A 20541-nucleotide genomic window follows, 5' to 3' on the forward strand; every position below is an offset into this window, starting at 1 on the left:
TTTTTAGAGCCGGCTATCACGCACCGGCTTCGGCGCGGATATCGTCGTGACTTTCACGTTCCTCGAGATATTGGGACCGATACCCGGTTTGCACGCCCCAATAATAAAACGCCAGCGCCATGACGGCGACCAACGCCATATCCCAGCCGTACGGCAATAATCCGCGTCCGCCGAATTCCTTGCTGCCGATGAGCGAAACAAGGGCCATCGCCGGCAAATACACGATCAGCCACCATGCCGCCTTCAAATCGTCGCTCCACTCGTGAAAACCGGTCTTGGACTGATAGTAGAAATACACCGGCAACGCGACCACCATCAGCAGGATGATTTCACCGGTCAGCGGCCACTTTGCCCAGTACAACACCTCGGAAGCGCACACGAACGCGAACGGCGCGATGATCGACATACCCTTGATCATCAGCGGCCGATGCAGGTCCGTGGCCGCACGGCGCAACGCCATCAAGCTCACAGGCCCGGTCAGGTACGAGATCACCGTCGCGACCGAAATCACCGCCGCCAGCGAGCTCCAGCCGCGGAAAAAGAACATGAAGACGAACGCGACGCCCAGGTTGAAGAACATCGCCGGACGCGGTACGCCGTAGAGCGGATGGACGTAGCCCAGAATCTTCGGCAACGTGTTGTTGCGCTCCATTGCGTAGATCATGCGCGAGGTGGTCGCCATGTAGGTCGTGCCGGTGCCGCTCGGGCTGACAAATGCATCGACGTAAAGGAGAAACGCGAGCCAGTTCAGGTTAAGCGCCAGCGCGAGTTCCGCGAATGGCGATGCAAAGTTGAAGTTGCTCCAGCCTTTCAGCACATCACCAGGACTCACTGCACCGATATACGCCACTTGCAGCAACACATAGATGACGAGTGCCATCAGGATCGAGCCGATCACCGCGAATGGAATACTCTTCGCGGGATTGCGCGCTTCTCCAGCGAGATTCACCGGACTCTGAAAACCGTTAAAGCTGAATACGATACCGCTGGTAGCCACTGCGGTCAGAACTGCGGACCAGCCATAAGGCGCGAAACTCGAACTCGTCCCAAAGTTCTCGCGATGAAAACCAGTCAGCATAAGACCGAGAATAGTCGCACCGGGAATAATGAACTTGAATACGGTAATGGCGGAATTGGCGCGGGCGAATAGTTTAACGCCCCAGTAATTCAGCAGGAAATAGACGATCACCAATAATGCCGACAATCCTAATCCTACCGGCGTTAGCGATCCATTAACAAATAGTGCATGCGCCCATGAATAGGGCCAGGTACTCATGTATTGAATCGATGCTTCCGCCTCGATCGGAATGACCGAAACGATCGCAATCCAGTTTGCCCAGGCACTAACGAATCCAACCAGCGCGCCATGTGAATAGCGGGCATATCGGACCATTCCGCCCGACTCCGGGAACATTGCGCCCAGTTCAGCATAAGTTAGCGCAATGGCCAGAATGACGACTGCGCCAATAACCCATGCGACGATAGCCGCAGGACCTGCAATCTTGGCCGCTTTCCAGGCGCCGAATAACCAGCCCGAACCGATGATGGACCCCAGGCCTGTCAGCAGCAGCGCAACCGGCCCAATGTTCCGTTGGATAGAACTCTTCATACGTCTCCTTCAGTCAGAAAACTTTCAAATACCTTATACGGATAATGCGAAACCTTCAGCTAAATCCATGCCGTGCCCCAACGTGGCGCGTAGTTTAACGGGTGCGCCTGCATCACGCTCTATCTGTTACGACTGAGCTTTGAACAAGTCCGATTCAAACAGAAAAAATCTACCGAAAGATTTGTAATATAACCACTTGTATGTCGGGAAAATGTCTCAGAGAAACCCCGGTTTACGGTCGGATATTATTTGACCTTGGGTTTGATTCGCCGTATAAACCGTCTTGCAGGATTTCAAGTGGCGAGTGAATTGGTCTTTCGTAGTTCGCCCATCACGGTACTCCGGTTGCTCCCATTGCCCCTTCCTTGATTTTCATGCACAACCGGGCTTCGGCCTTATTCAACATCTTTAGGAACACGTAACATGGAAACCGGTACCGTCAAGTGGTTCAATGACGCAAAGGGCTTTGGCTTCATCACGCCGGACGGCGGTGGCGAAGACCTGTTCGCACATTTTTCTGAAATTCGCGTGGAAGGCTTCAAGACGCTTCAGGAAAACCAGAAGGTCAGCTTCGAAGTGAAGACCGGCCCGAAGGGTAAGCAAGCTGCAAACATCAAGCCGGCGTAAGTTTTATTGCCGTTTGAATAGCAGTAAAGAACCCCGCATTCGCGGGGTTTTTCTTTTTGCTTAGCGGGTTTATCAGTAGTTAATGAGAAATTACTTTAAATGCCCGACAGAATGGCAATAGAAATTAATACCGATCAACCGAATAGCCGGCGCGCATAAATACCGAGCCCGGTGGCCACGCTGGCCAGCCGGTCGCCAAACACCGCTTCAGCCTCCGGAAACGCATTGGAGAGCGATTGCGAGAGGAAACCAAGACCCGTCGACCCGCCGGTGAAGTAGACCGCACCCACGTCCTGGGGCGCCACGCCCGCGCGGTGCACCGTTTCCCGGGCAGCCGCCACGATCCGCCGCGTCTCTTCCAGCCCTGCGTCAATGAGTTGCTGCTCATTGAAACCGATACGCAGCGCCTCTTCCACCTCCTCCATGCCGATAGTGGTCTCGCCGCCCGCCGCCACTTCGATCTTCGCGGTCTCTGCGTGCGACGCCAGCGCATGTCCGAGACGGCGCTCGACCACGCGCATCAGGCGGTCATGGTGCTTTGAGTCGCCATAGAGGTGGCGCATCAACTGCAGTTCGTTGACGCGTTTCGGCCCGTAGACCGTGTTGATCAGGTGCCAGGTGGCCAAGTCGAAATAGACACGGTTCGGCACTTCGCGGCCTTCGGGCGCCATCGACTGATAGCCGAGTTCCCGAAGGATTGTCGCGAGCTCCACACGCCGGTCAAAGTCCGTTCCGGCCACGTGGACGCCGTAATGCGCGAGCACGTCGTCTTTTCGCGACAACAGTTTGGCCCGCGCCGGCCCGACCCGCACCAGCGAGAAGTCCGACGTGCCGCCGCCGATATCCGCGACCAGCACCAGACCTTCTTTCGTCAAACGCGCTTCGTAGTCGAAAGCGGCGGCAATCGGTTCGTACTGGAAATGGATATCCGTTAGACCAATGGCTTGAGCCGCCGCCTGAAGCTGATTCTGGGCGAGCTGATCGGCACGCGGATCGTCATCGACGAAAAATACCGGGCGGCCCAGCACCGCACGCGTGATCGGCGTGCTGGAAACGGCCTGCGCCTTCTGCTTCAGATGCTGCAGGAACAGCGTGATGACATCGACGTAGCGAATTGCCGAGCCGTCGCCCAGGTCCGTACTCGTCTCAGCCAGCGGGGAGCCGAGAATGCTCTTCATGGAGCGCATCAGGCGGCCGTCGAAGCCGTCGATGTAAGACTCGAGCGCAGCACGCCCGTAGGCTTGCTCGTCCTCGTCCGTGTTGAAAAAGACAGCGGTCGGCAACGTGGTGGCGCTGCCTTCGACCGGCGCAAGCCGGATCGATGCCCCGTCGGGCAATGCGACCGCTGAATTCGACGTGCCGAAATCGATCGCGCAATAGGTCATGAGGTGAGCGTCGGCAGCGTGAACGCCGCCGGCGTCGCAAACAAAAAGTGGAGCGCGTTTTTAGCACGTAACGCGCAGTACATCAACAACCAATCAAAAACATCGCCGGGGGAATGGATTTTGCTCGAAAACCCGGTAATTAATGCTCTCTGCCGGAGGCGCGTGCAGCCGGTTATTCCCACGTTATCGGCCAAAAGTATGAACGACGCTACAACCATCCGCGCAGTTGAAGGAGAAAAGGAAGCGCCGGCGAAGATCATTGAAACCGATCTGCCCGGAAGGCTCGACCGGCTGCCTTGGGGACGCTTTCATACGCTGATTGTGCTCGCGCTCGGAATCACGTGGCTGCTCGACGGGCTTGAAGTGACGCTCGCGGGCGCAGTGGCTAGTGCGTTGAAATCCAGTCACGTGCTGAAGTTTTCGAACGCGGACGTGGGGTTCGCTGGGAGCGCCTACATTGCGGGCGCGGTAATCGGCGCGCTGGGGTTCGGCTGGCTTACAGACCGGTTGGGCCGTCGCAAGCTCTTTTTCATTACCCTGTTTTTGTACGTGGCGGCCACGGCGGCCACGGCCGTTTCATGGAATCTCGCGAGTTTTGTGCTGTTTCGCTTCCTGACCGGCGCGGGAATCGGCGGCGAATACACAGCGATCAATTCGACGATCCAGGAGTTCACCCCCGCTCGCGTGCGCGGCTGGACCGACTTGGCGATCAACGGCACGTTCTGGGTGGGCGCGGGGCTGGGCGCGGCGGGGTCGATCGTGCTGCTCGATCCGGGCTTGCTGCCGCCCGACTACGGCTGGCGGGCGTGCTTTTTGATCGGCGCAATCCTGGGATTGCTGATCCTTTTCATGCGTATGTGGGTACCTGAAAGTCCGCGCTGGCTGATCACGCATAACCGCGTGGACGAGGCGAAGGAAATTGTGGAAGGCATCGAGGCGAAGTTTCGCGAACATGGCGCGACTCTTTCCACCGATCCCATCAAGCCGCTGCGTCTGCACGCCCGCGATCACACGAAACTCAGCGAAGTGTTCCACTCGCTGTTTCATTCGCATCGGCGGCGCTCGCTGGTCGGTTTGACGCTGATGACCGCCCAGGCGTTTTTCTATAACGCGATCTTTTTCACCTACGCGCTGGTGCTGACCGATTTCTACGGTGTGCCGGGGGATCACATTGGCTGGTATGTGTTGCCGTTCGCCGCCGGCAATTTCCTCGGGCCGATCATGCTCGGCAAACTCTTCGATGTCCTCGGCCGGCGCAAGATGATCGCCTTCACCTACGGCATGTCGGGCGTTTTGCTGACCGTCAGCGGATACATGTTCGAGCAGGGTTGGCTGACGAGCACCACGCAGACTATTTCCTGGATGGTGATCTTTTTCTTTGCGTCGTCGGCGGCGAGTTCGGCGTACCTCACTGTGAGCGAAACCTTTCCGCTGGAGATTCGTGCGCTGGCCATCGCCATTTTTTATGCCTTTGGGACGGCGCTGGGCGGCATTGTGGGGCCGGCGCTGTTCGGCCGGCTCATAGACACGCATCAGCGCGGCGCGGTGTTTGTGGGCTATCTGATCGGCTCTGCGCTGATGGTGCTGGCAGCGGTTGTGGCTGGAATCTGGGGGGTATCGGCGGAACGCAAGTCGTTGGAGGATGTGGCGCGGCCGTTGTCATCGGCGGAGGGGGAGTGAGCGTTTGTTGGGGCGTTCGTATAGCCAAGAACGAGCCAAGAATGAAAAATCCCCGAAACGTCGGGCTCCGGGGATTCAAGATCGCGGCGTCTATCCGACAACCGCCCTTTTCAGCATGCATGTGCTGCTAGCTCAAAATCTTATTTGAACGCCTTGCCCCAAGCGCCATCGAAGGCGATTTCGCCCAGCGCCGAGCGCGAGCGCGGTGCGTTTTCGCGCTCCAGCAGGACGGCATCGAGCGAAGCGGGTTCGCCATGATGTCCCAGCGCGATCATCGCGATCACTTCGACATCGTCCGGCGGCGAGAACGCCTCGCGGAACGCGTTGGTATCGAAACCGGCCATTTGGTGGGCGGCCAGACCCAGTGCGTGAGCCTGAAGCGTCAGCGCCATTCCCGCCGCGCCCGCATCGTACTGAGCCGTCCGGCTCACATCGCCCTTGGGCGTCAAGGTCTTTGCCAGCACGCAAATCAGCACGGGAACATGCGCGTTCCACCCCTGGTTGAACGGCACCAGCGTGGCGAAAGCCTTCTGGAAAGCGGCATCGTCGTGGTTACGATCGAAAGTCAGGAAACGCCACGGCTGCATGTTGTACGAAGACGGCGCCCAGCGCGCGGCCTCCAGCACGCTATGCAATTCCTCGCGGCTCACCGCTTTGTTCGATATCGCCCGCGGGCTCCAGCGCCCGGCCAGCAGCGCATCGATTGCGACTTCAGTAGGTGCGATTTTTTCGGTCATGCGGCAATCCCTGGTTGGTTGATCCGGACGACGTGCGCTCACATGCACGCCGCGAGACCATAAGAATAACCAAGCTGGCAAACCCGCGCTGCGAGATCGAACTTGCGAGTCTGCCGGCACGCCAACACGCCGGCGAGCAGCCCCTGTCAGGTCGCCACCGCCTGCAAGGCGCGCGGCGCCTTGTTGATCCGCAAAACCATCACGGCCGCGACAATGCACAGGCTTCCGGAAATCATCGTTGCGACGGTGTAGGTGCCGAGGCTCGCGCGCAGCATGCCGCCGCCAAGCGCGGCAAACGCCGCGCCGAACTGATGCGCCGCCACGACCCAGCCAAATACGATAGGCGCCGACTCCTTGCCATAAACATCCGTGGCGAGCCGGACAGTCGGCGGCACGGTGGCCACCCAATCCAGCCCATAGAACACGGCGAAGACCGGCAAACCGTAGAAATCGATACCAAACGCGTGCGGCAGGAACATCAGCGATAACCCGCGCAAGCCGTAGTACCAGAACAGCAGCACGCGGGCGTTAAAGCGGTCGGACAACCAGCCGGACAGCGTCGTGCCGAAGAGATCGAAAATGCCCATGGCCGCGAGAAGGCCTGCGCCCTGTACTTCGGTCATGCCGTGATCGGCGCACATTGCGATCAAATGCGTACCGATATACCCGTTCGTGCTCGCGCCGCAGATAAAAAAGCTGCCTGACAGCAGCCAGAAATCACGCGTCTTGCTCGCCATGCCCAGCGTGCCGAAAGCCAGCGCGATCGGATTTTTCTGCGCGACAGGAATGGGCGGTGGCGCGTCTGGGGCCTCGCCGAACGGGCGCAGCACGAGATCGGAGGGACGCTCGGGCAGCAGCCACGCCACCAGGGGCAGCGTCACCGCCGCGGCCGCAGCAACGACCAGCACCATGGGACGCCAGCCGAAGCGCTCGGTGATCGCTGCAAGCATCGGCAGGAACACGAGCTGACCGGTGGCCGAACTGGCGGTGAGGATCCCCATCGCCAGCCCGCGATGCGACGTGAACCAGCGATTCACCACCGTCGCAGCCAGCGTAATGGCGGCCACGCCGGTCGCGCCGCCCACCAGCACGCCCCAGACCAGGATCATCTGCCACGGTGCGGTCATCAGCGCCGACAACCCCACGCCGGTCGCCAATACCCCCAGTGCGACAAGCAATGTCGGGCGCACGCCGAAACGCTGCATCGCGGCGGCGGCGAATGGCCCGGTCAAGCCGTACAACGCCAAGTTGATGGAAATCGCGAGCGAGATGGTCGCGCGGCTCCAGCCGAATTGCTGTTCGAGCGGCAACATCATGACGCTGGGCGTCGCACGCGTGCCGGCCGCCGCGAGCAACACAAGAAACACGACGCCTACTGATATCCACGCGTAATGCATGCGGCCCGAAAGCCGCCTGGCTGCCCAATTCATCCTTCGCTCCGGTTTCTTCTGGTTATCCTGCAACGAACATTTCGACGGACGTTACCGCTCAGTCACATTTAGGTTGCGAGCTTAGTGACTGCTCGGTAACATGTCAAGAATCCCTTCGGAAGTAAAGGACATGACCGTGGTACGTGTATCGAATGAAGACACTGTCGCCGATAAAAAAACCGTCCGTCGGCACATGGACGGCGCCACCGCGCAGGAGCAATTGCTCGACGCCGCGGAGCAGCTGTTTTATCGCGACGGCATTCGGGCGATCAGCGTGGACGCGGTGGTCGAGCGCGCCGGCGTGAACAAGATGAGCGTGTACCGGCAGTTTTCGTCGAAGGACGATCTGGTGGTGGCGTATCTCACGCGCATGGACGCGCGCTTTCGGGAGCGGATCGAACGCAGTATCGCCAAACATCCGGGTCAACCGGCCAAGGCGCTTGTACAGAGCATGACTGACCTTGTCGAGCGGGCATCGAATCCGGATTATCGCGGCTGTCCGTTCGTGAACGTGGCCTGCGAATTTGCGGATCGCGAGCATCCGGCGCGGGTATCGGTGGCGAACAACAAAGAATATTTGATTACCCGGTTGCTGGAGTTATCCACCGCGGCGGGCGCGGCCGATCCTCAACTTCTCGCCGATTCCCTCGCGTTGCTGGTAGAGGGCGTATATGCCGCGAGTCAGACGTTCGGCCCTGGTTGCGGGCCCATGCGCGCAGCGCCCGCCGCAGCCGCGCTGCTCGTGCAAGCGGCGTGTGGTGAAGACAGGATCGAACTGTGAACGAAGCGATTATCGATTCAACGCGGCACTGGCTCACGCGCGCAGTCATTGGCCTGAACCTGTGCCCGTTTGCGAAAGCCGTGTATGTGAAGGACCAGATCCGCTACGCCGTCAGCGAGGCGCGCACGTTCGAAGAGGTGCTTGCCGATATCGAAACCGAACTGAAGCATCTGGCGGACACGGATCCAGAAAGAACTGACACGACGTTGTTGATCGTCCCGCACGCGCTCAACGATTTCGGCGACTACAACGACGCCCTTCACTTCGCCGATACCCTCCTCAAGCAACTCAAGCTGGAAGGTGAACTACAGATCGCGAGCTTTCATCCGGACTATCAATTCGATGACGCCGAATCCGACGACATCGAAAATTTCACGAATCGCGCGCCCTACCCGATCTTCCATTTGCTGCGAGAGGCAAGCATCGAACGTGCGGTGGAAGCATTCCCCGACGCCGCCGATATCTATGAACGCAACATGGCCACGCTACGCCGTCTCGGCCATACAGGTTGGGTCGATCACATGCGTCGCGAAGACGAGATCAAGTCGTAAAGAACCGCTCGCGCATCTCTTCCAGACCGAGCGTTTCGAGCACATCGGACAGACGCTGCGCCGGTTTTCCGCGCGGCAGATCCTTGAACTGCGCGATGATCAATTCGTTTTTCATCGAGTGTTCCCAGCCGACGAGCTCCGTCACGCTCACCTGATACCCATGCGATTCCAGTTGCAGGCAGCGCAGCACATTCGTGATCTGGCTGCCGAATTCACGCGTATGCAGCGGATGCCGCCACATCTCCGTCAACACGTTCTTCGAGAGCGAATGCCCTTTGTTCTTGCGTAGAACCGAAGCCACCTCAGCCTGACAACACGGCACCACCACAATCGTTTTCGCTTTCTTCTGCAAAGCGAAATGAATCGCGTCGTCGGTAGCGGTATTGCACGCATGCAACGCCGTGACGACATCCACTGTTTCAGGCAAACGGTCTGACGTAGTCGATTCGGCCACCGATAGATTCACAAACGACATGCCCTCGAATCCCAACCGTGCGGCCAATTCCTCGGACTTTTCGACCAGTTCCGATCGTGTCTCAATACCAAAGATATGTGACCGATCGCGCAGAGCTTTGAAGTAGAGATCGTAGAGAATGAAGCCAAGGTAAGACTTGCCCGCTCCATGATCGACCAGCGACACCGAACCCTCTTTTGCATGAATTTCCGCAAGCAAAGGTTCGATGAACTGAAACAGGTGATAGACCTGTTTCAACTTTCGACGGCTGTCTTGATTCATCTTGCTGTCGCGCGTCAAGATGTGCAGTTCCTTTAAAAGTTCGAGGGACTGACCGGGACGAATGTCGTGTTTGGCCGAAGTATCCGGCTTTTTATCGGACGAATCCGTTGATGCAATGGGCGCGTTCGGCGCCCGGGACTTCTTGGCCATCGTCTGGATACCGTAGTGATTCTGTAGTCGGGGTCATGCGGAATTTTGGCGCGAAGTGTGCGCTAACCGCTGGTTGTATCGAATGTAAATCGGCAAGTTTACCCAAAAGCGCATAGACGCTCCCGCATGACGCAGCATCGGGAACTGACAGCGGTTCGAGTCGCCTCAACGCAGCACTGAGGAACTTGGGTTTCAGATGGAACATTTCGTGCATTTAGATCGGGACAACCAACGGGATGGACGGATATTACGGCGGCACAAAGTCGCGACTTTTATAGCTGGACGCCCTGGTAGCAAGGCCAAGCGCGATGAATCAATGACCTCGACCAAGCTTGAGGCCATGCCGGTGAAAGACACCGGCGATCGTCGGGCACGGTCTGTTACGTAACACCTAACGAACACGGCGCGTTCCCTCGGGGAACACGCGAACAAAATGAGGACGGCGATGGACCCAATCCGAGACAGTAAAGCCGAACAACAGTTTCAGGAAATGCTTGCAAAGCTTACGTCGATGCCTGAATGGAGCGAAAAGCAGCAACTTGAACTCGAAATGGCTCGAGAAATTTCCGGCGAAATGTTGCGGCTCGCAGAAGTCATGCGCGACGGCACCACCGACATGGAAACGTGCCTGACCATGCTCAAGTACGCGAAAGTGATGGATTTCGTGCTGACGACCCTCGCCTCGAGGCGCGAGATTGCACCACAGACGTTGCGCGTGATCTTCAAGCTCGCCGGGCTGAAAGTGGACGAGGCTTATCCAGGTTGAGCGCTGCTTTCCGTTGTTCGAAAGACCAGTCCGGGTTGATGCGGACTGGCCTGATGATTCTTTTCAGTGCTTGCGGCGCGTCATCAACCGCTCGTACGACGCCTTCAAATGGCGCTGCATAGAAGCCTGGGCCTGAATGGCATCGCGTGCTTCGAGCGCGTCGAGTATGTCCTTGTGCTCGCTTAACGCGGCCGCCCACGTTTCCTCCCCCTCAAAATGCACACGCAGCTTCGATGACAGCGGGCTATGCCGTTCGTCGAAAAGTCCCTGTACCGTGCGCACCAGCACATCGTTTCCTGACATCTGCGCCACCGCTAAGTGAAAAGCGCGGTCCGCCGCCAGCGGAATTTGCCCGTTCGCCACTTCCCGCGCCATGCTTTCGTAGATCTCGCGCAGCGCCTTGAGCGCTTTCGGTTTTCCGAACGCCGCAACGTTCGCCGCGATCGCGCCCTCGATCACCATCCGCGCGGTCATGATTTCGAGCAGACTTTCACCGAACTCCGTTCCCGGCGGCAGATTCGGTCGCGATCCCGACGCGGACGGCGCACAGATATAGACGCCCGATCCCATCCGGATTTCCACGCGCCCTTCCAGCTCCAGCGCAACCAGCGCCTCTCTCACCGATGGCCGCGACACCCCGAGCATCAGCGCCAACTCGCGCTCGGATGGCAGGCGGCCATTTGGCGCAAAGCCTTGTTCTTCGATCCGAGCGCGCAGTTTATCGGCGATCTGAAGGTAGAGACGACGCGTCTCAATGGGTTTGACAGCCACGAAGGCTCCTTATCTGGGCAAGCGGGCCGCATTGGCGGAAAGGCTGAATTCTAAACAACGATGCCGCCGATGGTCAGGCCAAACCCCTATCCGATGCTAATTGGCTTGACCAGTTCCGTTTTAGGAAATTAACATGCGTTCTGGTAAGGCCAAAAAAATCATCCTATCCCATGAAAACTGTCATCTGCGAACAACCCGGCTCGCTCGTCCTGATTGATCGCCCGTCGCCCGAACCCGGTATCGACGACGTTCTGATCCGCATCAAGCGTGTCGGCGTGTGCGGAACGGACCTGCATATCTACACCGGGAATCAGCCGTTTTTATCGTATCCGCGGGTAATGGGGCATGAGTTATCGGGGATCGTGGAATCGGCGCCGGCCGGCGCGCGCGTGGCAAAGGGCGATCAGGTTTACGTGATGCCCTACCTAGCGTGTGGGAAATGTATCGCGTGCCGGGCCAAAAAGCCGAATTGCTGCATGAATATTCGTGTCTTGGGCGTGCATACCGATGGCGGTCTGGTCGAGCAACTCGCCGTGCCGCAGGCGTTCGTGTTCAAAGCCGATGGCGTGACGCTCGATCAGGCCGCGATGATCGAATTCCTTGCTATCGGAGCGCACGCCGTCGCGCGAGCCGACGTGCAGCCGAAGCAACGCGCGCTGGTGGTAGGCGCGGGACCGATCGGCATGGCCGCGTTGATTTTCGCGAAGCTGCGCGGGGCAGAAGTGACAGTGATGGATGGTCGCGAGGACCGCTTGCGATTCTGCGAGACGCAACTTAACGCTGACCACGTCGTGCGTCTGGATACGACCGGCGCCGCGGCGGATGCAAAACAACTTGCGGAGCTTACCGACACCGAGTTTTTCGATATCGTCTTCGACGCCACCGGCAACGTGAAAGCAATGGAACGCGGTCTGGAGTTCGTTGCACATGGCGGGAAATACGTGCTGATATCGATTGTTAGTGACCGGATCTCGTTCGCCGATCCCGAATTTCACAAACGCGAGACCACGCTGCTCGCGAGCCGCAACGCCACGCCGGACGACTTCGAAACCGTGCTAAAGGCCATGCGTGCGGGACTCATTCCCACGGCGGCGCTGAACACGCATACGCTCAAGCTGAGTGATTTGCCAAGCGAGTTTTCCAAACTACTCGATCCATCTGCAGGCGTGATCAAGGCACTGGTCGAGTGCTAACACGACCGTACAGACGATGAGCAATCCGATTCTCCAGTTCGGCACGAGCCGCTTTCTTCAGGCGCATGTCGATTTGTTCGTAGCGGAAGCTGCGCGACGTGAGCCGTCGCATGCGCTCGGACGGATTACCGTCGTGCAGAGCACATCGAATGCGCAAAGCCGGGCGCGGATCGACGCGTTGCGCGCATCGAGCGTGTACCCGGTACGGATTCGCGGCCGGCAAGGCGATGCGAACGTCGACTTCACCGTTCATTGCGACGCGATCACCGAAGCCCTCAACGCCGCCGATGACTGGCCGACGTTGCGCGAACGCATGCGCCACGACGTCAAGGTGATCGTGTCGAACACCGGCGATACCGGCTACGCCGCCTTTGAGGAAGACATTGCGCGAACCCTTGGGGATAATTCGGTCCCACGTGGATTTCCCGCCAAGCTCGCTGTGCTGCTGCACGACCGGTTTGTCGCGGGCGCTGAACCGGTGACAGTGTTCCCTTGCGAACTGGTATCGCGTAACGGCGACACGTTGCGCGATCTCGTTGTCAGCATTGCCAATCAGTGGCGAGCAGACGGCGCGTTCATCCGTTATTTGCAACACGATTGCATATGGGTGAACTCGCTGGTCGACCGCATTGTCTCGGAACCGATCCATCCCGTTGGCGCGATTGCCGAACCCTACGCGTTATGGGCAATCGAGCGACAGCCTGGCATGGTCCTGCCGTGCGAGCACAAAGATATCGTGCTCACCGACGACCTCGCCCACTACGAGCGCCTCAAACTTCTCCTGCTCAATCTCGGCCATACGATGCTCGCCGAACTCTGGCTCGCAGATCTTGCCCCTTCCGACACAAACGTTCGCGACGCCATGCGCAATGAAGCGTGGCGTACGACATTGGAATCGACATGGCGCGACGAAGTGCTGCCCGTCTTCGATGCCCTCGGTGAGCACGACGCCGCGCGCGCCTATCTCGTCGATGTCCGGGACCGCTTCGAGAATCCGTTTCTGGATCACCGGCTCTCCGACATCGCGCGAAATCACGCAGAGAAAAAGCAACGCCGCTTCAAACAGGCTGTCGAGCTTGCGCATCAACTCGGTTTGAATATTGACCAGCGGCGGCTTGTCGCTGCGCTGTCATAAGGAATCCATACTATGTCTACCGATCACACCGTGATCCGCCTTCATCCCAACGACGATGTCGTGATCGCGACGCGTCAGCTCATGTCGGGCGCGCGCATTACGTCTGAAGTCGAACCGCTGGTGGTGAGCGGGCTGATTCCGCCGGGCCACAAGATCGCCACGCGCGACATCGCCAAAGGTGAACCCGTGCGGCGCTACAACCAGATTATCGGCGTGGCTCGGGATGACATCTCGCGTGGCCAGCACGTTCATGTCCACAACCTCGGTATGGCGGATTTCGAGCGCGAACATGAGTTCGGCGTCGATATGCGCGAAACCCATTTCGTCGATAAACCCGCTACATTCATGGGTATTCGTCGCGAAGACGGTCGGGTGGCCACGCGCAATTACATCGGTATCCTGACGAGTGTGAATTGCTCCGCGACGGTCGCACGGGCTATCGCCGATCACTTTCGCCGCGATGTCCGTCCTGAGGCGCTGGCCGATCATCCGAACGTCGATGGCGTGATCGCGCTGACGCATGGGCTGGGCTGTGGCATTGATTCCCTCGGCGACGGCATCGCGATCTTGCGTCGTACGCTCGCCGGTTACGCCGTCCATCCGAACTTCCATTCGGTGCTGTTCATCGGCCTGGGCTGCGAGACGAATCAGATTTCCGGCATCCTCGGTTCGGCTGGCCTAAAAGATAACGGCGCGAAACTGCGCAGCTTCACGATCCAGGACAGCGGCGGCACACGCAAGACGATCGAGCGCGGCATCGCAATGGTGAAAGAACTTCTCGCCGATGCCAACCGCGTCAAACGCGAACCGGTACCGGCATCGCACTTGATAGTCGGATTGCAATGCGGGGGCTCGGACGGTTATTCGGGGATCTCGGCAAATCCGGCGCTGGGCGCGGCCGTCGACCGTCTGGTTCAGCATGGCGGCACGGCGATTCTCTCGGAGACGCCCGAGGTCTACGGCGCGGAACATCTGCTCACGCGACGCGCGGTGAGCCGGGAAGTCGGCGAAAAACTGCTGACGCGCATCAAGTGGTGGGAGGATTATTGCGCGCGAAACGGTGCAGCGATGGACAACAATCCATCGGCCGGAAACAAGGTCGGTGGCTTGACGACGATTCTCGAAAAGTCACTTGGCGCGGTGGCGAAGGGTGGCACGACGAAACTCGTGGAGGTTTATGAATACGCTCAGCCTATCGATGCGAAGGGCTTTGTGTTCATGGATTCGCCTGGGTATGACCCCGTCTCGGCGACAGGCCAGGTTGCGTCGGGGGCGAATTTGATCTGCTTCACAACCGGGCGTGGCTCGGCTTACGGCTGTGCGCCCTCGCCTTCGTTGAAGCTCGCCACGAACACAGCGCTGTGGGAGCGGCAGGAAGAAGACATCGATATCAACTGCGGTGGGGTTGTCGACGGAACCGCGTCCATCGATCAGCTTGGAGAAGCCATTTTTCAGATGATGCTGGACTGCGCGTCGGGCGTGGCATCGAAGAGCGAAGCGCACGGTTACGGTCAAAACGAGTTCGTACCGTGGCAGGTGGGTGTGATTACTTGATGGGTTTCTGATTGGCGCGAGGGAAGCACAATGATCGTGCTTTGCTTCGGTGCCTTGGTTGTTTCGATGCCATTGATCGCGGCTAAGGGAATTGTCCGCTACACACACGGGCCATATTCGTGCGCTGCGGGAAGTGGCGAGATGCCTGGTGGGCTTCGGCAACTTAGCGGGAGCAACCGGTCGATATCGACTGCGCATCAACCGCGACGGAGAAATGCCGCTTCGTGGCTTGCGCGCATAGCCGTGAGACATTCATGCGCGACGGACAGCGGCGAGATGGCAAAGGGGATCTGCGCCAACGAACTGACTGCCTCGATAGTGAGGTAGCGCGAAGGAACGCTTGCGAAAAATCAACTGGGCATCGCCCGCGCCGGTGAAATGTGGAATCACGGCTCGCACTCACCCGTGAGACATCGGACGCGCAACGGACAGCGGCAATGGCAAGCGCGATCTGCACCAGCGAACAGGCTGCCTCGATGGTGAGGTAGCGCGAAGGAACGCTTGCGGGAATCAACTGGCATCGACTGTGGCGAAATAAAATCTAGCTCGCGCGATCATTTGTATGCGATCCATCAGTAGCGCCCTTGTGTAGAAATCGCTGCACTCTGATGCTAGGTGTCCACGTGGACACTTAGAGGATTTGTACCGATGACAGAAGAAAATGACTTGCGAAGCCGTTTAGTGATTGGCCAAAAGCGCGATGGCCGACGCGAATACGATGAGGAAGCGCGGGATGAACTTATCTGTCTGTGTCTGAAGCGAGGCGTATCGATTGCCCGAACAGCCATGGAACATGATATCAACCCGAATCTGTTGCGCACCTGGGTTACGCAGTATCGGCAGCGGCAAGCCGCCACAGAATCGGTTGCTAAAGTCTCCGAGGTATCGGACGAAGTGATGATCGACATTGCGGTGCCTGCCGCGCTAACGATGTCGTACAACGACCGCGCTGCGCCATTTGTTGCGGTCGCCCATGCGGCGACGCCACCATCGGCTGCGCCACCCCCGATGACGATGTCTCTGGCGCTGCATGTACGTCTATCGAACGGCGTCGAACTTGAGCTGGGCAACTCGATCGCGACCATCGACGAACTGACGACCGTAGTGCAGATCCTGGGGAGGTTGCCGTGTTCAGGTTCGACGAAAAGCTGAAGGTCTACTTGCACCGGGATCCTGTCGATTTCCGCTACGGTATGAACAGCTTGTCAATCCTCGTTGAGCAGTCCATGCAATTGAACCCGATGGACTCCTCTCTTTACATCTTCGGGAATCGGCGTCGTGACCGCATCAAGATTCTCTTCTGGGATGGTAGCGGTTTCTGGCTAATGATCAAACGATTGGAGACGAGCCACTTCATCTGGCCGGACAACAAGGCCGCGGTCGTGACGATGACAAGCGAGGTGCTGCACGCGCTGCTCGACGGCGATGACATTACGGCGATCCGGCGACATACAAAGCGAGAATATCTCCGCGTTAGCTGAACGCGCCCTTGGCATATTAGTCTAAGCAGTATGCCAATCGAGGTCACGATCACCGCCGACGAATTGAAAGAGCTGCTCGCTGAGCGCGAGGCCGCTCGCGCACTGCGAGAAGAACAGGAAACGCTACGTGGCGCGTTGCGGCTCGTGACAGCGGAACGCGATCTTGCCGAGGAGCGGCTCCGTGCTTATCGTCGTGAACTGTTTGGTGCGAAGAGCGAAGCGCGGGGTTCCGATCAACTGGGTCTGTTCAACGAAGCCGAAGCGCTCAGTGCGAACAGCACGGCCGCCTTGGAAGACACTCCGGAGACGACAGTTGGTATGCATCAGCGCAAGCGGCGTGGTCATCGCAAACCGCTCGATCCGAATCTGCCACGCGAGGTTGTGCGACATGATCTCCCCGAGGCCGAACGCTTCTGCACGAACGACGGCCACGCGCTCGTGGAAATCGGGGTCGAGATTAGCGAGCAGCTCGATGTGATTCCAGAGCAGCTTCGCGTGATTCAGCATCAACGCGTAAAGTATGCTTGCCCGTGCTGCGATCTCGGCATCAAGGTCACGCCGGCGCCCCCGCGTATCATCCCTCGTGGACTGCTTACCGAATCGGCGCTTGCGTGGATCGCCACGGGCAAGTATCAGTTCGGAATGCCACTTTATCGTCAAGCCGGTTTGCTGCGGCGCTTTGGCGGCGACATCTCGTCCAACACGATTGCCGCGAGCATGGTTCGCGTCGGTCTGGCAATACAGCCCGTGATTAACCTGATGCGCGATGCACTGCTCGACGCGGAGCTGGTCTACTGCGACGAGACGACATTCCAGGTCCTGAAGGAGAAGGGGCGTAAGCCTCAGACGAAGAGTTATCTCTGGTCGCAGATGACGGATTCAGGAAATCCAATCCGCTGCTTCACGTACACGCCCGGTCGCGGTGCGCACCTGGCCGACAAGCTGTTCACGGGCATTCGTAAAGGTGCGGTCCTGATGACGGACGGCTATGAACCCTATAACGGCCTCGCCGAGCGATACCAGCTTGTTCATCTTGGATGCTGGGTTCACGCAAGACGATACTTCATCAAGGCAGAGGAAAATGTGCCCAAAGCAGCGCGCTCGCCCGATCTGCTCGCCACGCGCTTCATCAAGCTAATCGGAAAGTTGTTCGCCGTGGAGGCACGCAGCGCGCAATGGGCCGTCGATCGGCGACAGCGATTGCGACAACGGTACTGTAGGCGCGTGCTCGATGTGATTCATAAGCTGTTGACCGAGCAATCTCCCGGTGTGGTGCCAAATAGCCTCCTCGGCAAAGCGCTAACTTACCTGCGAGGACAGTGGCCGAAACTAATTCGATACACCGAGAATGGCAACTGGCCCATCTCGAATAATGCTTGTGAAAACTCGATTCGCCCATTCTGTGTAGGACGCCGCTCCTGGCTCTTTGCAGACACCGTTGCGGGCGCAAACGCCAGCGCTAACATCTACTCAATCGTGGAGACCTGTCGCGCCCACCGCATTGATCCCTATCGTTACCTTACCTGGCTGTTTCAACGGCTACCACTTGCAAATACCGTCGATGAATACGACGCGCTGCTTCCTTGGAAGATGCCGGCCGACATTCCCTGATCGCGCGCCCCCTACATCATCCACACTCCAACGGCGTGCACCCCCAGAGAGGCGTCGTTGATGGATCGCATACCTTGTACCAATAGCGACGTTCGTGATGCGGCGTTCTGAACCGATCGAGCCAACAGATACCGTGTTAGCAGCGCTGACAATGGAGTAGCTACCGATTGCTACCGAGTCAGCAAAGCCTGCACGGGCGTTCAAGCCAATGGCAAGCGCACGGTCAGAGCTAGCAAACGAATTGCCACCCAAAGCGATTGCATCTGTACCACCGGCGTTGGCAAATCCTGCCGCGCTCGGACCAAACGAGACGTACTTCAAGGCATTGTTCAGTTGCTTCGTGCTGTCCGTCACCGTGCTGATACTAGCGGCCAACTGAGCAACGTTCACCGCGTCGGTGTTGGCTACGCCAGTTGCGACGTTCGACAACGTAACCGCTGAACCCGTGCCGCCCAGCGTGACCTTGTTATGTGCCGACGTGTCGTACTTGACTGCGTCGAGCAATCCGGTTTGTGCTGTTGTTGCTGCCGTGCCTGCTGCCGTAATGGCTGCTGAAACGTCCGTGTACGTGGTGCCGCCAACCGAGATGCTCGGCTTGCTGATGGTGCCCGTAGCCGCATTAAGCGTAGAACCACCGCCAATTGCTGCTGCTGCGCTCGATGCCGTGTTGAACAGTTGCGAACCATTGACTGCGTCCGAGCTCGTTGCGCTCAGCGTGCCGTTGGTCAGCTTCGTGATCTTCGTCGTGCCAGCCGTGCCCTTCAGCGTGATCGTGTCCTTCGACGTGTTGTTGTCGTAAGCCACGAATGCATTCGTCGGGTTGCCGCTCGAATCGACCGTGCCGCCCATTGCGTTCAATTGAGCCACGTTGACTGCGTCGGTGAGCGCCACGCCCTTAGCAACGTTCGACAACGTCACCGCCGGACCCGTGCCGCCGAAAGTAACCTTGTCGTGAGCGCTGGTGTCATACGACACGGCGTTCGGCGAAAGACCACCACTGACGCTAGCAATGGCCGAGTTCAACTGGCCGAGGTTGACGGCGTCGTTCGTGGTCGTGCCCGCTGCAACGTTTGTCAACGTCACCAGCGAACCTACCGTGCCCAACGTCACTTTGTTATGCAGCGCGGTATCGTACTTGACTGCGTCGACCAATCCGGTCTGCGCTGTCGTTGCTGCCGTGCCTGCTGCCGTGATGGCTGCTGAAACGTCCGTGTACGTGGTGCCGCCGACCGAGATGCTCGGCTTGCTGATCGTGCCCGTAGCCGGATTAAGCGTTGAACCGCCGCCGATTGCCGCTGCTGCGCTCGATGCCGCGTTGAACAGTTGCGTACCGTTGACCGCGTCCGTGCTGGTTGCGCTCAGCGAACCGGCGGTCAGCTTCGTGATCTTCGTGCTGCCGGCCGTGCCTTGCAACGTGATCGTGTCCTTCGACGTGTTGTTGTCGTAGGCAACGAACGCGTTCGTCGGGTTGCCGCTCGAGTCGACCTTGCCGCCCATTGCGTTCAACTGAGCTACGTTGACTGCGTCGGTGAGCGCCATGCCCTTTGCAACGTTTGACAACGTCACAGCCGAACCCGTGCCGCCGAACGTAACCTTTGAATGCGCGGTGGTGTCGTACTGGACTGCGTTGAGCAACCCGGTCTGTGCTGTTGTTGCTGCCGTGCCTGCTGCCGTAACTGCTGCTGAAACGTCCGTGTACGTCACGCCGCCAACCGAGATGCTCGGCTTGCTGATCGTGCCCGTAGCCGGATTAAGCGTCGAACCGCCACCAATTGCTGCTGCTGCGCTCGACGCCGTGTTGAACAGTTGCGAACCGTTGACTGCGTCCGTGCTGGTTGCGCTCAGCGTACCGGCGGTCAGCTTCGTGATCTTTGTGCTGCCAGCCGTGCCTTGCAACGTGATCGTGTCCATCGACGTGTTGTTGTCGTAAGCCACGAATGCGTTCGTTGAGTGGCCGCTCGTGTCAATCTTCGCGCCCATTGCTGTCAACTGACCGAAGTTGACAGCGTCCGTGGTCGTGGTACCAGCAGCCACGTTCACGATCTTGCGTTGCGTTCCTGCTGCCGTACCACCAACCGACACAACGTTGTCCAGCGAGCCATCGCTGCCGTTCCCGAGCACAACGCTGTTGTTGCCCGCTGAGTCGATGTTGCTACCCAGCACGATCGTGTTGGTGCCCCGTACGATGGATGCATTGCCCATCACCATTGAGCCTGTCGCAGCCTTGATCGCCGTAGCACCGGTACCGATTGCAACGGTTGAGGTGCCAGACGCCAAAGAATTCGAACCGAACGCGATCGAATCTTGACCGTCGCCGACCGCAGTAAAGCCAGCCGACAAAGCG

General features: G+C 58.7%; 17 protein-coding genes and 1 pseudogene. 11 read left to right on the forward strand and 7 right to left on the reverse strand.

Annotated elements, in window-relative coordinates; translation table 11 throughout:
• Positions 1-16: 16 nt before the first annotated feature.
• A complete protein-coding gene (locus GSQ93_RS21920; protein WP_158937751.1) occupies positions 17-1609 on the reverse strand; it encodes an APC family permease in 1593 nt (530 codons plus the stop codon).
• Positions 1610-2032: 423 nt separating this feature from the next.
• Between GSQ93_RS21920 and GSQ93_RS21925 the strand changes: the two genes are divergently transcribed.
• Positions 2033-2236, forward strand: a complete 204-nt coding sequence (locus tag GSQ93_RS21925) for a cold-shock protein (RefSeq protein ID WP_158937752.1) — start codon at positions 2033-2035, stop codon at positions 2234-2236.
• Positions 2237-2370: 134 nt separating this feature from the next.
• Here the strand turns inward: GSQ93_RS21925 and GSQ93_RS21930 are convergent, their stop codons facing one another.
• Complete coding sequence (locus tag GSQ93_RS21930) at positions 2371-3621, reverse strand: Hsp70 family protein (protein ID WP_158937753.1); 1251 nt, start codon at positions 3619-3621, stop codon at positions 2371-2373.
• Positions 3622-3819: 198 nt separating this feature from the next.
• Between GSQ93_RS21930 and GSQ93_RS21935 the strand changes: the two genes are divergently transcribed.
• Positions 3820-5301 (forward strand): MFS transporter, encoded by a 1482-nt coding sequence (locus GSQ93_RS21935; protein WP_158937754.1) that lies wholly within the window; start codon positions 3820-3822, stop codon positions 5299-5301.
• Positions 5302-5441: 140 nt separating this feature from the next.
• On the opposite strand, the gene GSQ93_RS21940 is transcribed toward GSQ93_RS21935, so the two are convergent.
• Together GSQ93_RS21940 and GSQ93_RS21945 are read right to left on the reverse strand one after the other, a co-directional pair.
• Positions 5442-6038 carry a nitroreductase family protein gene (locus tag GSQ93_RS21940; protein ID WP_158937755.1) on the reverse strand — a complete coding sequence of 199 codons (597 nt, stop codon included), beginning with the start codon at positions 6036-6038 and terminating at the stop codon, positions 5442-5444.
• Positions 6039-6184: 146 nt separating this feature from the next.
• A complete protein-coding gene (locus tag GSQ93_RS21945; protein WP_158937756.1) occupies positions 6185-7468 on the reverse strand; it encodes an MFS transporter in 1284 nt (427 codons plus the stop codon).
• Positions 7469-7598: 130 nt separating this feature from the next.
• Between GSQ93_RS21945 and GSQ93_RS21950 the strand changes: the two genes are divergently transcribed.
• Both GSQ93_RS21950 and GSQ93_RS21955 read left to right on the forward strand, forming a co-directional pair.
• On the forward strand, positions 7599-8249 hold the full coding sequence (locus GSQ93_RS21950) for a TetR/AcrR family transcriptional regulator (protein WP_158937757.1): 651 nt from the start codon (positions 7599-7601) through the stop codon (positions 8247-8249).
• Positions 8246-8800, forward strand: coding sequence for a DUF1415 domain-containing protein (locus tag GSQ93_RS21955; protein ID WP_158937758.1), 555 nt, complete (start codon positions 8246-8248; stop codon positions 8798-8800). Before GSQ93_RS21950 ends, GSQ93_RS21955 begins: the two co-directional genes overlap by 4 nt.
• Here GSQ93_RS21955 and GSQ93_RS21960 read toward each other — a convergent pair.
• A complete protein-coding gene (locus GSQ93_RS21960; protein ID WP_254073989.1) occupies positions 8790-9686 on the reverse strand; it encodes an SAM-dependent methyltransferase in 897 nt (298 codons plus the stop codon). The genes GSQ93_RS21955 and GSQ93_RS21960 overlap by 11 nt on opposite strands.
• Before the next feature lie 445 nt (positions 9687-10131).
• Here GSQ93_RS21960 and GSQ93_RS21965 point away from each other — a divergent pair, with 445 nt between their 5' ends.
• Positions 10132-10452 (forward strand): hypothetical protein, encoded by a 321-nt coding sequence (locus tag GSQ93_RS21965; protein ID WP_031362147.1) that lies wholly within the window; start codon positions 10132-10134, stop codon positions 10450-10452.
• A 63-nt stretch (positions 10453-10515) separates the two neighbouring features.
• Here the strand turns inward: GSQ93_RS21965 and GSQ93_RS21970 are convergent, their stop codons facing one another.
• Positions 10516-11223, reverse strand: coding sequence for a FadR/GntR family transcriptional regulator (locus GSQ93_RS21970; protein WP_158937759.1), 708 nt, complete (start codon positions 11221-11223; stop codon positions 10516-10518).
• A 170-nt stretch (positions 11224-11393) separates the two neighbouring features.
• Between GSQ93_RS21970 and GSQ93_RS21975 the strand changes: the two genes are divergently transcribed.
• The 6 genes from GSQ93_RS21975 (at position 11394) to GSQ93_RS22000 (ending at position 18197) form a co-directional block, all read left to right on the forward strand.
• Complete coding sequence (locus tag GSQ93_RS21975) at positions 11394-12416, forward strand: zinc-binding alcohol dehydrogenase family protein (protein ID WP_158937760.1); 1023 nt, start codon at positions 11394-11396, stop codon at positions 12414-12416.
• Between the two features lie 16 nt (positions 12417-12432).
• Positions 12433-13551, forward strand: coding sequence for a mannitol dehydrogenase family protein (locus tag GSQ93_RS21980; RefSeq protein ID WP_158937761.1), 1119 nt, complete (start codon positions 12433-12435; stop codon positions 13549-13551).
• 12 nt (positions 13552-13563) lie between these two features.
• Entirely contained in the window at positions 13564-15105 is a 1542-nt protein-coding gene (locus GSQ93_RS21985; RefSeq protein WP_174254660.1) for a UxaA family hydrolase, read from the forward strand.
• A 648-nt stretch (positions 15106-15753) separates the two neighbouring features.
• Entirely contained in the window at positions 15754-16257 is a 504-nt protein-coding gene (locus tag GSQ93_RS21990) for a transposase (protein WP_174254661.1), read from the forward strand.
• The gene (gene tnpB / locus GSQ93_RS21995) at positions 16233-16586 is read left to right on the forward strand and encodes an IS66 family insertion sequence element accessory protein TnpB (RefSeq protein WP_158937762.1); all 354 of its coding nucleotides are present in this window, start codon (positions 16233-16235) and stop codon (positions 16584-16586) included. The genes GSQ93_RS21990 and tnpB overlap by 25 nt, the downstream gene beginning before the upstream one ends.
• A 30-nt stretch (positions 16587-16616) precedes the next feature.
• Positions 16617-18197 (forward strand): IS66 family transposase, encoded by a 1581-nt coding sequence (locus tag GSQ93_RS22000; protein WP_158937763.1) that lies wholly within the window; start codon positions 16617-16619, stop codon positions 18195-18197.
• On the opposite strand, the pseudogene GSQ93_RS22005 reads toward GSQ93_RS22000, so the two are convergent.
• Positions 18126-20541 (reverse strand): annotated as a pseudogene (locus GSQ93_RS22005) (hypothetical protein); the annotation flags it as partial. The gene GSQ93_RS22000 and the pseudogene GSQ93_RS22005 overlap by 72 nt on opposite strands.

Source organism: Burkholderia sp. S171 (genome assembly GCF_009766085.1).
In the GTDB taxonomy this organism is placed as follows: Bacteria; Pseudomonadota; Gammaproteobacteria; order Burkholderiales; family Burkholderiaceae; genus Caballeronia.

Coding starts and splice junctions, on each gene's coding strand:
- GSQ93_RS21920 (WP_158937751.1), bottom strand. CDS start 1,609: ATGAAGAGTTCTATCCAACGGAACATTGGGCCGGTTGCGCTGCTGCTG.
- GSQ93_RS21925 (WP_158937752.1), top strand. CDS start 2,033: ATGGAAACCGGTACCGTCAAGTGGTTCAATGACGCAAAGGGCTTTGGC.
- GSQ93_RS21930 (WP_158937753.1), bottom strand. CDS start 3,621: ATGACCTATTGCGCGATCGATTTCGGCACGTCGAATTCAGCGGTCGCA.
- GSQ93_RS21935 (WP_158937754.1), top strand. CDS start 3,820: ATGAACGACGCTACAACCATCCGCGCAGTTGAAGGAGAAAAGGAAGCG.
- GSQ93_RS21940 (WP_158937755.1), bottom strand. CDS start 6,038: ATGACCGAAAAAATCGCACCTACTGAAGTCGCAATCGATGCGCTGCTG.
- GSQ93_RS21945 (WP_158937756.1), bottom strand. CDS start 7,468: ATGAATTGGGCAGCCAGGCGGCTTTCGGGCCGCATGCATTACGCGTGG.
- GSQ93_RS21950 (WP_158937757.1), top strand. CDS start 7,599: ATGACCGTGGTACGTGTATCGAATGAAGACACTGTCGCCGATAAAAAA.
- GSQ93_RS21960 (WP_254073989.1), bottom strand. CDS start 9,686: ATGGCCAAGAAGTCCCGGGCGCCGAACGCGCCCATTGCATCAACGGAT.
- GSQ93_RS21965 (WP_031362147.1), top strand. CDS start 10,132: ATGGACCCAATCCGAGACAGTAAAGCCGAACAACAGTTTCAGGAAATG.
- GSQ93_RS21975 (WP_158937760.1), top strand. CDS start 11,394: ATGAAAACTGTCATCTGCGAACAACCCGGCTCGCTCGTCCTGATTGAT.
- GSQ93_RS21980 (WP_158937761.1), top strand. CDS start 12,433: ATGAGCAATCCGATTCTCCAGTTCGGCACGAGCCGCTTTCTTCAGGCG.
- GSQ93_RS21985 (WP_174254660.1), top strand. CDS start 13,564: ATGTCTACCGATCACACCGTGATCCGCCTTCATCCCAACGACGATGTC.
- GSQ93_RS21990 (WP_174254661.1), top strand. CDS start 15,754: ATGACAGAAGAAAATGACTTGCGAAGCCGTTTAGTGATTGGCCAAAAG.
- GSQ93_RS22000 (WP_158937763.1), top strand. CDS start 16,617: ATGCCAATCGAGGTCACGATCACCGCCGACGAATTGAAAGAGCTGCTC.